This window comes from Pelomonas sp. CA6 (assembly GCF_022549225.1).
In the GTDB taxonomy this organism is placed as follows: domain Bacteria; phylum Pseudomonadota; class Gammaproteobacteria; order Burkholderiales; family Burkholderiaceae_C; genus Roseateles.
In genome coordinates, this window is sequence record NZ_JAKZFD010000003.1 from 258,214 (window position 1) to 271,285 (window position 13,072).

At 72.9% G+C, this 13,072-nt stretch carries 11 protein-coding genes; 6 read left to right on the forward strand and 5 right to left on the reverse strand.

Going from position 1 to position 13,072, the window contains the following annotated elements:
* Positions 1-66 precede the first annotated feature (66 nt).
* Genes LZ017_RS07170 through LZ017_RS07180 form a run of 3 tightly spaced genes read left to right on the forward strand, consistent with a single transcriptional unit; the run spans position 67 to position 2,157 of the window.
* Entirely contained in the window at positions 67-579 is a 513-nt protein-coding gene (locus tag LZ017_RS07170; RefSeq protein ID WP_241395921.1) for a DUF2147 domain-containing protein, read from the forward strand.
* 10 nt (positions 580-589) lie between these two features.
* Positions 590-1,492 (forward strand): TorF family putative porin, encoded by a 903-nt coding sequence (locus tag LZ017_RS07175; RefSeq protein ID WP_241395922.1) that lies wholly within the window; start codon positions 590-592, stop codon positions 1,490-1,492.
* Between the two features lie 11 nt (positions 1,493-1,503).
* Positions 1,504-2,157 carry a hypothetical protein gene (locus LZ017_RS07180; protein WP_241395923.1) on the forward strand — a complete coding sequence of 218 codons (654 nt, stop codon included), beginning with the start codon at positions 1,504-1,506 and terminating at the stop codon, positions 2,155-2,157.
* On the opposite strand, the gene LZ017_RS07185 is transcribed toward LZ017_RS07180, so the two are convergent.
* Positions 2,108-2,797: a TetR/AcrR family transcriptional regulator gene (locus LZ017_RS07185; protein WP_241395924.1), complete on the reverse strand. Its 690-nt coding sequence runs from the start codon at positions 2,795-2,797 to the stop codon at positions 2,108-2,110. The genes LZ017_RS07180 and LZ017_RS07185 overlap by 50 nt on opposite strands.
* Before the next feature lie 92 nt (positions 2,798-2,889).
* Between LZ017_RS07185 and LZ017_RS07190 the strand changes: the two genes are divergently transcribed.
* Positions 2,890-4,398 carry an NAD(P)/FAD-dependent oxidoreductase gene (locus LZ017_RS07190; protein WP_241395925.1) on the forward strand — a complete coding sequence of 503 codons (1,509 nt, stop codon included), beginning with the start codon at positions 2,890-2,892 and terminating at the stop codon, positions 4,396-4,398.
* Positions 4,399-4,420: 22 nt separating this feature from the next.
* Here LZ017_RS07190 and LZ017_RS07195 read toward each other — a convergent pair whose 3' ends face one another.
* The 4 genes from LZ017_RS07195 to LZ017_RS07210 are packed head-to-tail and all read right to left on the reverse strand — an operon-like array spanning position 4,421 to position 10,849.
* On the reverse strand, positions 4,421-5,143 hold the full coding sequence (locus LZ017_RS07195; RefSeq protein ID WP_241395926.1) for a GNAT family N-acetyltransferase: 723 nt from the start codon (positions 5,141-5,143) through the stop codon (positions 4,421-4,423).
* A gap of 17 nt (positions 5,144-5,160) precedes the next feature.
* The gene (locus LZ017_RS07200; RefSeq protein ID WP_241395927.1) at positions 5,161-6,555 is read right to left on the reverse strand and encodes a TolC family protein; all 1,395 of its coding nucleotides are present in this window, start codon (positions 6,553-6,555) and stop codon (positions 5,161-5,163) included.
* The gene (locus LZ017_RS07205; protein ID WP_241395928.1) at positions 6,552-9,599 is read right to left on the reverse strand and encodes an efflux RND transporter permease subunit; all 3,048 of its coding nucleotides are present in this window, start codon (positions 9,597-9,599) and stop codon (positions 6,552-6,554) included. Before LZ017_RS07205 ends, LZ017_RS07200 begins: the two co-directional genes overlap by 4 nt.
* Positions 9,596-10,849 carry an efflux RND transporter periplasmic adaptor subunit gene (locus LZ017_RS07210; RefSeq protein WP_241395929.1) on the reverse strand — a complete coding sequence of 418 codons (1,254 nt, stop codon included), beginning with the start codon at positions 10,847-10,849 and terminating at the stop codon, positions 9,596-9,598. Before LZ017_RS07210 ends, LZ017_RS07205 begins: the two co-directional genes overlap by 4 nt.
* 199 nt (positions 10,850-11,048) lie before the next feature.
* Here LZ017_RS07210 and LZ017_RS07215 point away from each other — a divergent pair, with 199 nt between their 5' ends.
* Both LZ017_RS07215 and LZ017_RS07220 read left to right on the forward strand, forming a co-directional pair.
* The gene (locus LZ017_RS07215) at positions 11,049-12,428 is read left to right on the forward strand and encodes a sensor histidine kinase (RefSeq protein WP_241395930.1); all 1,380 of its coding nucleotides are present in this window, start codon (positions 11,049-11,051) and stop codon (positions 12,426-12,428) included.
* Positions 12,425-13,072, forward strand: coding sequence for a response regulator transcription factor (locus tag LZ017_RS07220; protein ID WP_241395931.1), 648 nt, complete (start codon positions 12,425-12,427; stop codon positions 13,070-13,072). The genes LZ017_RS07215 and LZ017_RS07220 overlap by 4 nt, the downstream gene beginning before the upstream one ends.

Here is a 13,072-nt window from a genome sequence, read left to right on the forward strand (position 1 = left end):
CCCGTTCCCCAGTTCCCGCCCCCTGACCACCCGACCACCCGACCACCAGACCCCCGAGGAGGTTCCATGCGCGTGCTCTCCCGTCCTCTCGATGCCGGTTCCCGGCGCGGCCGCCCTCCGGCCTGGCGCGCACCGGGCGCCGCCGCCCTGCTGGCCCTGGCGCTGACGGCGGCGCTGGCCCAGCCCGCGCCCGCGCCGACGGCCTCGTCCACCGGCTTCGAAGGCCTGTGGCGCACGCCGGACAAGTCCGTCATCGAGATCGCCGCCTGCCCGACGCGCGGCCATCTGTGCGGCTACATCCGCTGGGCGCGCGAGGGCGGCGTGGACGAGGCCAACCCGCAGGAGGCGCTGCGCAAAAGGCCGATCTGCGGGCTGCCCATCCTGGAGCTGCACCGCTACGACGGCAGCAGCTGGCGCGAGGGCTGGGTCTACGACCCCGAGGAAGGCAAGACCTACCAGGCCGCGCTGCGCAAGCGCGACGGCAAGCTCTTCCTGCGCGGCTTCGTCGGCGCGGAGGTCTTCGGCGAGACCGAGACCTGGACGCCGGTCGCCAGCCTGGACTCGCCCTGCAAACCCTGAGGTGCCCGCGATGAGAACTCCCCTGATCGCCAGCCTGGCCCTGTGGCTGGCGCTGCCGGCGCATGCCCAGCCCGCCCCCGCGGACGGCGGGGACGCCGCGCCGCGGCTGCACGCCAACCTGAGCCTCTCGCTGCTCAGCGACAGCCGCGAGCGCGGCCTCAGCAACAGCGCGAACCGGCCGTCGGCGAAGGCCGCGTTGGAGCTGCTGCATGCCAGCGGGCTGTTCGCCGAGCTGGAGCTGCTGCGCGTCAGCAAGGCCCAGTATCCCGGCGGCTCCGGGCTGCGCACGCAGCTGGCCGGCGGCTACCGCTGGGGCGACCCGGACACCTGGCACTACGAGCTGGCGCTGCTGCACACGCGCTTCCCGGGCAGCGCGCAGACCGGGCTGGCGGACTACCGCGAGGTGCTGGATCCCGTGTCCGGCGAGGTCGTCGATCTGGAGCCGGTGCTCACGCGCGTGAAGCCGACGACCACCGAGCTGCAGGCCCGGCTCAGCTACGACCAGTTCTCGCTGCGCTACTACCAGACCCTGTCGCGCGACTTCTATGGCATCAACAGCGAGACGATCTGCGCCGCGCTGGAGGACCCGCTGCTGTCCTACGAGTGCCTGCAGCAGGGCCCCCAGCATTCGCGCGGCAGCGTCTACCTGGAACTGGCCTACCGCTACCGCGTCGGCAAGGCCGGCAGCCTGGAGGCGCGCGTGGGGCGGCAGCGGGTGCGCCATTTCCGCGAGTTCGACACCACCAGCTTCAGCCTCGAATACCGTCACCTGTGGCGCGGCTTCGAGTTCAGCGCGGCGCTGGTCGGCGCGCGGCCGCGCGAGCGCGAGCTCTACCGGGTCAACGTGGGCGACGGCCGTTCGCGCGATTCCGCACGGACCACGCTGGTGCTGGGCCTGACGCGCGGCTTCTGAGGAGGGACGGCATGACCCGCGAAGCCCTTCCCGCGCGCCCGGCGCGCATGCCGCGCTGCGTCCCCACGCCGCCGCCGGCCCCGGCCACGCCGGCGAGTGGACCGCCGGGCCTGCCACAGACCGCCGAGCGCCGCGAGATGCTGGCGCTGCTGGAAGCGCAGCTGGGCCGGCCGGTGGCGGGCTATGCCTGGGGCTTTCGCCTCATCCACCCGGTGGCGCTGCTGGTGATCAGCTTCGCGATCTCGCAGGCGCTGAACGAGCTGCTGATGTACGAGCTCTTCGAGGCCTACGGCACGCGCAGCCTGGCGCGCACCGTGGCCGAGGTCCTGTCGCCGCTGACGCTGTGGTTCTTCGTCGACACGCTGATCCAGGTCTTGTTGACCCTGGTGGGCCGGGGCCACCGCGTGCTGGTGCAGACCTGGGAGGGCGAGCTGCTGGTGCTGCACCGGCGGCTGCTCAGCTCGCGGCCGGACGCGCTGGAGCACCGCGTGCCGGGCTCGCTGGCCATTGCGCCGGGCTCGCTGGGCTACGCGGTCGACCGGCTGGACACCGCCGTCGGGCGCTTCTACATCTGGGCGCGCTGGCGCGACATGCGCCTGCTGCTGGGCCAGGGCCTCAGCGCGCGCCCCGCGGCTGGGCCAGAAAGGCCTGCAGATGGCGGCTGACCAGCAGGCGCTGCTCGGCCGGCGGGAAACGCTGCGGATCGATCACGCGGCCCACGCCCAGGCCATCGGCCAGCGCCACCATCGCGTCGGCCTCCAGCCGCGGATCCAGGTCCTTGCGGACCACGCCCTGCTGCTGCAGCGCGCGCAGCTCGCGGCTCAGCGCCTCGCGCATGAAGCTGTAGCGCCGCTGGTGCTCGGCCGAGAGCTGGGCATTGCCCACCGAGGCGCGCAGAAAAGCCAGCCAGATGCGCCAGCCCATCTCGCCTTCATCGTCCAGCGGCAGCGAAGCGCAGAGGATGCGCTCCAGCCGCGCCATGCCGGTGACGCCGTCGAGCTGGCGGTGCACCTCGGCGACCATGCTGGTGATCAGGTGGTCCAGCGCGTACAGCAGCACCTCGTCCTTGGTGCGGAAGTAGTGCACCACCGCGCCGGTGGTGGCGTTCATTTCCGCGGCAATCTCGCGGATGGTGACGTTGTCCAGCCCGACGCGCAGGATGGCGCGCCAGGTCGCCTCCAGCACCTCGACGCGGCGGCGTTCGTAGGCCTCGTCGCGGCCCGAGTCCGGGGCCACGGCGGGGGCGGACGCGGCCGCCGCGGCGCGGCGCTTGCGGGCGGGAGGTCGGGCGAGGGGGCTGCTCATGCGGGGCTTTCGAAGTTTAGGGCCGGGCCCGGGTGGCGCCGGCTTGATCTGGAAATAATAACCGTTATGTTTGAGAGGGAAGGGGCAGGATCATGAGCTGCATCAACGCCACGGCGGACTGCCCGCCACTGGATGCCGAGATCATCATCGTCGGCACCGGCTTTTCCGGCCAGTGCATGGCGATCCGGCTGCGCGAGGCGGGCTTCTCGTCGCTGCTGCTGCTGGAGCGCGCCCAGTCGGTGGGCGGCACCTGGCGTGACAACCACTACCCGGGCGCGGCCTGCGACATCCCGTCGCACCTCTACTCCTTCTCGTTCGAGCTGGACCCCGACTGGTCGCGCGTCTACCCGGGGCAGCGCGAGATCGAGGCCTATCTGCAGCGCAGCGCCGAGCGCCACGGCCTGCTGGACAAGATCCGCTTCGGCACCCGCGTCACCGGCGCGCGCTTCGAGCCGGACCGGCAGATCTGGCGTGTCGAGACCAGCCGCGGACCGCTGCGCGCACGCATCCTGATCCTGGGCACCGGCGGCCTCAGCGAGCCGGTCACGCCCTCGCTGCCGGGGCTGGAGCGCTTTGGCGGCCGGCATTTCCACTCGGCCCGATGGGACCATGGCTATGCACTGGAGGGCCGCCGCGTCGCGGTCGTCGGCACCGGGGCGAGCGCGATCCAGTTCGTGCCCGAGATCGTGTCGCGCGTGCAGCGCCTGCATGTGTTCCAGCGCACGCCGCCCTGGGTGGTGCCGCGCCATGACCAGGCCTTCTCGCCGCTGCGCAAGGCGCTCAACCGGCATGTGCCGGGCTTCATGCGCCTGAACCGCTGGCGGCTGCACTGGCTGCACGAGCTGTCGGCGCTGGGCACGGTGGTGGACCCGCGCTTCATGGCGCTGGGCATGCAGGTGGCGCAGCGCCACCTGCGCCAGCAGGTGCCCGACGCGGCGCTGCGCGAGCGGCTGACGCCCGACTATGTGATGGGCTGCAAGCGCATCCTGATTTCCGACGACTGGTACCCGGCGCTGCAGCGGCCGCAGGCCGAGCTGGTCAGCGAGGCCATCGATCGCGTCGAGCCCGAGGGCATCGTGACCCGCGACGGCCGGCTGCGGCCGGTGGACGCCATCATCTTCGGCACCGGCTTCCAGGCCACCGAGGCGCTGAGCAAGCTGAAGATCTTCGGCCGCCTGGGCGTGGAGCTGAACGAGGCCTGGCGCAGCGGCGCCGAGGCCTATGTGGGCGCCAGCGTCAGCGGGTTTCCCAACCTCTTCCTGATCACCGGGCCCAATACCGGGCTGGGTCACAACTCGATGGTTTTCATCATCGAGGCCAATGTGGCGCACATCGTCGGCGCGCTGCGCCGCGCGCGCGCGCAGGGCGCGACGGTGATCGAGGTGAAGCGCGAGGTGCAGGCGAGCTATAACCGCGGGCTGCAGCAGCGCCTGCGCCGCTCGGTGTGGACGACCGGCTGCAAGAGCTGGTACCAGGATGCGCGCAGCGGCGGCAAGATCACCACGCTGTGGCCCGGCTTCAGCACCCAGTACTGGGCGCGCGCGCGCCACTTCGACGCGGCCGACTACCTGCTGTTCGGCGCCCGTCCGAGCGGCGTCTGAGCGCGCCGGCGCGCCGCCTGGATCAGGCCTCCGGCGAGACCACCTCCCAGGTGCCGAACAGCGTCAGCCCGGCGGCGCGCGCGAGCGCCGAGGAGGCGACGTTGTCGAGCTGGCAGCGGTACTGCGGCTGGTAGCCGCGCGCCAGCGCATGGCGGCAGATCGCGCGCACCACGCGGCGCGCATGGCCGTGGCCGCGCCAGGCGGGCAGCGTGATCACGCCCAGGTCGACGATCTCGCGGGTCTCATCCCAGGGATACAGGCTGGCCGCGCTGACCAGCGGTCCCTGCGCGAAGGCGCCGTAGACCAGCCAGTGGTCCAGCTCCACATAGGCCTCGTCCAGCTCCTGGGCCGGCGCGGCGCCGCGGAAGGCCTGGAACAAGGCCTGGTCCTGCGCGCCCAGCGGGCGCAGCCCGTCGTCCGGCTCGGGCTCCTGAAGCAGTGCCTGCACGGCAAGCTCGCTGAAGTGGAACACCCGGTCCGCGCCATGCAGGCGCACGCCGGCCTGGGCGAGCGCCTGGCGCAGGTCGGCCTGGGCGCGCAGCGGTCGGTGCTGCAGGGCGAGCTGGCGCGCCAGCGTCGGTGTCAGCACGGCCATGCTGCGGCCGTCGCAGGTGTTCAGCAGCATGGCCCGCCGGTCATGCGCCAGGGCCGGGTCTTCGCAGAGCGTGAAGGTGTCGTCGTGATAGAGCGGCTCGCCGACCAGAAAGCGGCGGTGCCAGAAATGTGTGATGGCGGAGGGGAACATGGGTCGTGCACCAGGGTTCAGGGCCGGACCGCGGCTTCGGACAGGGCCAGGGCGCGGTTCAGGTCGATCGCGGCCAGGCATTGGTCGCGGCGGGTGGTGTGGGTGCTGAGGGCGCGCTCGCGGTACTCGCGCTCCAGCGGGCTGGCGGCCAGGCGGCTTTCCAGACCGGCGTCCACGCGGATACGGGCGCGGCGCCAGGACTGCTCGGCACTGAGGGCCGCCTCTTGCTGCTGGCGCAGGGCCTGGTCCAGCGCGGCATGGCGCTGCAGCGCGGCTTCGGTTTCCTCGGCGGCGCGCAGCACGGTCAGGCGGTAGTCGGCCGCCACGGCCTCGCTGCGGGCCTCGGCGGCACGCGCCTCGGCGCGGCGCTGCCCGCCGTCCAGCACCGACCAGGCCATCTGCAGGCCCAGGAACTGCTGCGTGCTGCGCATCAGCAGCGCGGGCAGGTCGCGGCTGCGGTCGCGCTGGCGCTCGTCGCTGGCGCTCAGGCTGAAGCTGGGCAGCAGCGCGGCGCGCGCGCTCCGCGCGCCGGCCACGGCGGACTCCAGCCGGGCCTGCGCGGCGGCGACGTCGCGCCGCCCGGTCAGCCATTGCAGGGGCACGCTGCGCGGCGCGTCCAGGCTGCAGGGCTGTTCGGCGGCCTGCGCGGCGGCGCGTATCTCGTCCAGCGGCACGTCGCTGAGGCTGCGCAGGCGCAGCGGCAGGCTGTCCTGCTCGGCGCGCTGCTGCGCCAGGCCCGCTTCGCGCGCGCGCAACTCGGCGCCCAGCCGCGACAGCTCGGTCGCGTCGACCAGGCCGGCCTGCACGCGCCGGCTTTCCATCGCATGGCTGGCGCGCAGCGTCTCCAGCAGCGCGTCGGTCAGCGCCCGCTCGCGCAGCGCCGCGCGGTAGCGCACCAGCTCGGCGCGCACGGTGTTGGCCAGGGTCACGCGCGCGGCGGCGAGGTCGGCCGCCGCGGCATCGCTTTCCAGCACCGCGGCGCGCGAGGCCTGGCGGTTGCGGCCGAACAGGTCCAGCTCCCAGGACAGGCTGGCGCTGGTGCTGGTGCGGCGCACACGCGGGCCCTTGGCGTCCGCCGCGGGGTCGGTGGGCGTGCCCAGGCCCTGGCCGGCCGAGGCGCCCAGCTCCACGCCCGGCCACAGCCGTGCCGACGCCACGCCGGCCTGGGCCTGCGCCTCGCGCAGCCGCGCCTCCACCTTGGCCAGCTCGGGGCTGCGCTGCAGCGCCAGCGCGACCAGGCGCTCGGCGGCCTCGTCCAGCTGCAGCGGTTGCGGACGCGGCGGGGCCTCGTCGTCGCGGGCCGGGGCCGCGCTCAACGACTGCGGCAGCGCGGCCGGGGTGGGCGGCGGTGTGCTGCAGCCGGCCAGGGCCGCCGCCAGACAGATCGCGCTCCAGCGCCACGAAACACTCATGTCGACTCCTTCGCGGGCCGCAGACGGGCGACCCAGGCCTTGAAGCGATGCTCCAGCGCATCGATTTCCAGATAGACGAGCGGCACGAAGACCAGGCTCAGCAGCGTGCTGGTCAGCAGCCCGCCGATTACCGCGATGGCCATGGGCGCGCGGAAGCCATCGTCGTGGCCCCAGCCCAGCGCCGCCGGCAGCATGCCGCCGACCATGGCCAGCGTGGTCATCAGGATGGGCCGCATGCGGTCGCGGCCGGCGTGCAGGATGGCCTCCATGCGCTCGGCGCCGGCCTTGCGCGCCTCGACGATGAAATCCACCAGCAGGATGGAGTTCTTGCCCACGATGCCGAACAGCATCAAGAGCCCGATCACCGTGGACAGGTTCAGCGAATGCCCGGTCATCAGCAGCGCCGCCGCCGCGCCGCACAGCGACAGCGGCAGCGCCAGCATGATGGTGAGCGGCTGCAGCCAGTCGTCGAACAGCAGCACCAGCACGGCATAGACCGCCACCAGTCCCGCCATCGCGGCGATCGCGAACTGCTCGAACATCTCGTTCATGTACTCGGTCTCGCCATAGGCGGCCTGGCGCACGCCGGCCGGCAGGCCCTTGTAGGCGGGCAGGGCCTCGATGGCTTCCATGGCCTGGCTGATCGTGACGCCGGGCGTCAGGTTGGCCTGCAGCTGCACGCTGCGCTCGCGGTTGAGCCGCGTCAGCCCGGCGCGCGCGCTGTTGCGCTGCAGCTCGGCCACCACCGCCAGCGGCACGGTGCCGCCCTTGGCGGTGGGCACCGGGATCTGGCGCAGCTGCTCCAGGTCCAGCGACTTGCCGCCGGCCAGGCGCGGCCGCACGACGATCTGGCGGCTGTCCAGCGGCAGCTGCGGCAGCAGTGCGTCCAGCTCGCTGATCGTGGCCAGGCGCAGCGCGTCGGCGACCGCCTGGGTGTCCACGCCCAGGCGCGCGGCCTCCTCGGGGCGCAGGCGCACGTCCAGCGTGCTCATCAGCGGCTGCTGGGCCAGCTCCACATCGCGCAGCTGCGGCAGCGCGCGCACCTCGTCGGCCAGCTTTTCCATCGATGCGCTGAGCTTGGCGCCATCGCGCGACACGAAGCTCAGGTTCAGCTCCTTGCTGCCGTCCAGCAGCATGAGCGTGCTGCGCAGGTCCGGCACCGAACGCATGCGTTCGCGCAGCGCGGCCTCCAGCTGGCCCTGCGACTGCTGGCGCTCGGACAGCGGCTTGAGCAGCACGCGCAGCCCGCCCAGCTCCGGGCTGCCGCGGTCGTAGGCGAACACGCCCAGCACGTCGGGCAGGCCGTGCAGCGCATGGCGCAGCGATTCGGCGGCGCGCGCCGAGTCGGCCAGGGTCGCGCCGGGCGCCAGCTCGTAGTTGAGCTCGATCGCCAGCGGCCGCGTCTTGGGCATGAAGCCCGACGGCACCGCGCCGACCAGGCCCAGCGTCAGCACCAGCAGCGCCGCGCCGGCCGCGAGGCTGCGGCGCGGATGCGCCAGCACCGCGTTCAGCAGCCGGATGTAGCCGCGCTCCATGGCGCCTTCCTCGCGCTTGGCATGGGGCTTGGGACGCAGCAGGTGGGCGCACATCAGCGGCGTGACCAGGCGCGCCACGACCAGCGAGGACAGCACGGCGAAGGTGGTGGTCAGGCCGAACTCGGAGAAGTACTTGCCGACCACGCCGCCGATGAAGCTCACCGGCAGGAAGACCGCCACGATGGTCAGCGTGATGGCCACCACCGCCAGTCCCAGCGAGTCCGCGCCGGTCGCGGCCGCCTGGCGCGGGCTTTCGCCGCGCTCGATGCGGCGCTCGATGTTCTCGATCTCGACGATCGCGTCGTCGACCAGGATGCCGATCACCAGGATCAGCGCCAGCAGGCTGACCGAATCGAGCTGGAAGTCCTTCAGCTGCATCACCAGCATGGTCGGCAGCAGCGACAGCGGAATGGCCGTCGCGGCGATCCAGGTCGCGCGACCGTCGCGCAGGAAAAGCCAGATCACCAGCACGGTCAGGATCACGCCTTCGATCAGCGTGTCGCGCGCGCCGCCGAAGCTCAGGCGCGTCGCGTCCACGCCGTCGTAGAACAGCTCCAGCCTCACCTGCGGTTCCTCGGCCTCGAACTCTTTCAGCGCGGCCTTCACCGCCTCGGCCATCGCCAGCTCGGAGGCCCCGCGCTTGCGGTAGAGGTCCAGCGTCACCACCGGCTGGCCGTCCAGCAGCGCCAGCAGCTCGCTGGCCGATTCGGTGTCCTGCACCGCGCCCAGGTCGCCCAGCGCGACGGTGCGGCCCGAGCTGAGCAGAATGGGCCGGCGCGCCAGCGCCGCGGCGCTGTCGCTGCTGCCCATCACGCGAATGGGCAGCAGCTGCCCGGACGCATTGCTGACCGTGCCGCCGGGCGCGTTGACCTCGGCGCCGCGCAGCTGGCGCACGATCTCGCCAACGGTGGCGCCGGCCGCGCTCATGCGCGCCGGGTCCAACTCGACGCGCAGCTCGCGCACCGCGCCGCCCAGGCGCTTGAACTGCTGCACGCCACGCACGCCCAGCAAACGCGGGCCCAGGCGCTCGTCCACCAGGCGGCTCAGCTCGGCCGGCCCCAGTGTGTCGGAGCGCACCGCATAGCTCAGCAGCGCGCCGCCGCTGACGTCCACGCGCGTCACCTGCGGCTCGGCGATGTTCTGCGGCAGCTGCGGCCGGGCCTGCGCGACGGCGTCGCGCACGTCGTTGGCGGCGCGGTCGATCGACGCCTCCAGCACGAACTCCAGCGTCATCTGCACATTGCCGTTGGCGATGGTGGTCGTCGTGTGCTTGATGCCGGCCACGCCGGCGACCGCGTCCTCCAGGCGCCGCGCGACGTTGGCCTCCAGTTCCTCCGGCGAAGCGCCGGGCTGAGACACGCTGACGTTGATGATGGGCAGTTCCACGCGCGGGTTGCCGGCCACCGGCAGCTTCCAGTACGCCGCCAGGCCCAGCAGCGACAGCAACAGGAACATCAGCACCACCGGGGTCGGGTGGTCGATGGCCCAGCTCGAGATCTTCAGCTTCATCGCGAGGCTCCCGAGGCTGGCGCCGAGGCGGCTGCCGAAGCGCTGCCGGCCGGCGGCGAGGCGGCGCGCAGCGGCTCGATGCGCTGGCCGTTGTTCAGCAGCGCGGCCGAGGAGCGCACCACCCAGTCGCCGGCGCGCAGCCCGGCGACGACGAGCGCGCCGTCAGGCCCCAGGTCGACGCGGCGCTTGCGCACGATGGCGTTGTCGTCCACCACATAGACCCAGGGATGGGGGTCGAACTGCACGGCCGATGCGGGGATGCGCAGGCCGTCCGCGGTGAGCGTGTCCACGCTGGCGCTGGCCGCCATGCCCAGCGACAGCGGCGGCAGCGCGCCGGCGTCGAAGGCGATGCGCACCAGACCGCGTCGGCCCTGGTCGCCCAGGCTGGCGTCCAGCGCGCGCACCCGGCCCGGCACGCTGGCGCGGCCCAGGCGGTCGGCGCGCGGCACCTCGATGCGGGCGGGCGCGCCGATGCGCAGCCGCTGGGCCTGCGCCGGATCCAGCGCGGCCTCGAACTCGCGGTCCTGGCCGGCCGCGAGGCGGAACAGCGGCTCGCCGCTGGCGCTGGTCAGCATGCCGGCGACCGCATGGCGCTCGCTGATCACGCCGGCCACCGGCGCTCGCACCAGCGTGTCCTGCGCGCGCTGGCGCGCCAGCGTCGCGGCGGCCAGGGTGGAGGTCTGCTCGGCCTGCGCGGACTGCAGCGCGTGCAGCGCGGACTGGCGCTCCTGGCGCAGCTGTTCCGCGAGCGCCTTGCGCGCGCCCAGGTCCAGCGGGCTGACCGCGCCGCTGTCCGCCACCTGCTCGAAGCGGCGCGTCTCGTCCAATTGCTGGGTCAGGCGCGATTCGACCAACGCCAACTGCGCGCGCGCGCTGGCCAGCGCGGCGCTGGCGCGCTGGTGGGACTGCTCGGCCTGCTGCTGTTCGGCGCGCAGCGCGCGGCCGTCCAGCTCCACCAGGGGCTGGCCGGCGCGCACGCTTTCGCCCATCTCGACCAGCACGCGCTGCACGCGCAGGCCCTCGTGCTGGGCATAGATCAGCTGCGCGTCGCGCGCGACGATGCGGCCGTTGAGCTGCAGCGGCGCGGTGGCGGTCTGCGGCTGGGCCTGGATGACCTGGACGCGCATCGCGGCGGGGCCCTGTGGCGTGGCGGCAGGGTCGCCACCGCAGGCGCTCAGCAGCAGCAGGGGAAGCAGGGCGGCCGGCCAGCGCGGCGGCGGTGTTCGGGGCGTGGAGTGGCGGGCGGTCATGGCGGGCCGTCTTGGCGTTGTGGTTGAAGGGCGTCGAAGCCTGAAATCTAGGCAGGGCAAGGCGGATGCGCATGAGACTGGCGCCGGGCGGGGGAGCCCCGGGTCTCGGGCGGACCGGGACTTTGGTCCCAGACGCGGGGCGCAGTGCGCCACGGCGAGGGCTAGACTGCGGCAGCCTGCTCACCGTGGGCGTTTGCCCATGAAGCCAATCGTCAAATCACTGTGGTGGAAGCTCGCGCTGGCCGGCGTGGGCATCATCCTCGTCGGCTCCGTCGTCGCCACGCTGGCCATCGGCCCCTTCTTCGACCTGATGGCCTTCCGCGACATGGTGCGGCCGGAGCGGCTGAAGGACGAGGTGCGGCGCGAGCGCGCGCTGCTGGGCGGCCGCCTGGGCGACGCGCAGCTGGCCCGCAGCCTGCTGGAAGCGATGCAGGACCGGCTGCACGACATTGAGGGCTCGGCGACCAGCTATGGCCTGGCCTATTCGGCCACGCCGCGCATCAGCCTGGCGGCCTACGATGCCGACGGCAGCGCGATCGCGCGCATCGACGCCCCGGGCCTGCCCACGCCCCAAACCTGGCTGCCCAGCGCTGAGCGGTTGCAGACGGTCTCCGCCAGCGAACGCCTGCTGGTGCTGCCGCTGCAGCCCGAGGGCACACTGCTGGTGCGCCACTACGCCGAGTTCAGCTTCCGCAAGAATCTCAGCAGCGCCCTGCGCGACACCGGCGAGGCCTTCTGGCTGCTGGTCGCCATCATCTCCATCCCCGGACTGCTGCTGGGCGTGACGCTGACCTACTGGCTGTCGCGCCGCCTGGGCGCGATGACGCGCGCCTCGCAGGCCTGGTCGCGCGGCGACTTCTCCACCCGCATCGGCGACCGTGCGACCGACGAACTGGGCAGCCATGCCGCCGCGCTGGACGCGATGGCCGGGCGCATCGAGGACATGCTGCGCGCCGAGCAGGAACTGGCCGCGCTGAAGGAGCGCCAGCGCCTGGCGCGCGAGCTGCACGACAGCGTCAAGCAGCAGGTCTTCGCGACCGGGCTGCAACTGCATGCGGCCGCGCAATGGCTGCGCAAGGAGCCGGACAAGGCGGCCGCGCTGCTGGAGCGCGCCACCACCATCAACCAGACCGTCTACCGCGACCTGACCGAGATGCTGCTGCGCCTGCGCCCGGTGGCCAGCGAGCGGCCGCTGGCGGCGCTGGTGGACGAGACGCTGGCGGCCTGGACCGGGCAGATCGGCTGGCGCCTGGAACTGGACGCGGTGCCCGCGTTGTCGGCGCCCCAGCAGCACCAGCTGCTGCGCATCGTCGCCGAGGCCGCGGCCAATGCGGTGCGCCATGCCGGCGCGCGCGAGCTGCGCGTCGCGGCGCAGGCGGCCGACGGCATGCTGGAGGTCCGCATCGAGGACGATGGCCGCGGTTTCGACCCCGGTAACACCCGCCCAGGCCAGGGCCTGCAGTCCATGAGCGAGCGCGCCCAGGCGCTGCCGCGGGGCTCGCTGGCCGTGCACTCGGGCCCGCAGGGCACCGTGGTGTGCCTGCGTTTCCGCCCCGACACGGGCAAGGAGGATGAATGATCAAGGTGTTGATCTGCGACGACCATGCCGTGGTGCGCTACGGCATCATGGCGGTGCTGGAGGCGCATGGCGGCTTCCAGCTGGTCGCCTCGGTGCCCGACGCACAGCAGGCGATCGACGCGGTGCAGCGCGAGGCGCCCGACGTGGTACTGATGGACCTGCTGCTGCCGGGCCGCAACGGCGTCGAGGCGACGCGCGAGATCAAGCGCCTGAGCCCGCGCAGCCAGGTCATGCTGCTGACCAGTCATGAAGGCGAGGAGTACCTGGCCGAGGCGATGCAGGCCGGCGCCATCTCCTACCTGCTGAAGGACACGCCGGCACCCGAGCTGGTGCAGGCCATCGAGCGCACCGCGCGCGGCGAGCCGGCGCTGCATCCGCGTCTGGCCGCAGCGACCATCCGCGCGCTGACCGCGGCGCGCGACGGCACGGCGGCGCCCGACGATGCGCTCACCCCGCGCGAGGCCGAGATCCTGGACCTGATCGCCACCGGCATGAAGAACGCCGGCATCGCGGCGCGTCTGGGCCTCAGCGAGAAGACCGTGAAGAACCACGTGACCAGCATCCTGGACAAGCTGCAGCTGGAGGACCGCACGCAGGCGGCGGTCTATGCGCTGCGCCGTAAGCAGGGCGGCGCGCTGCGCTGA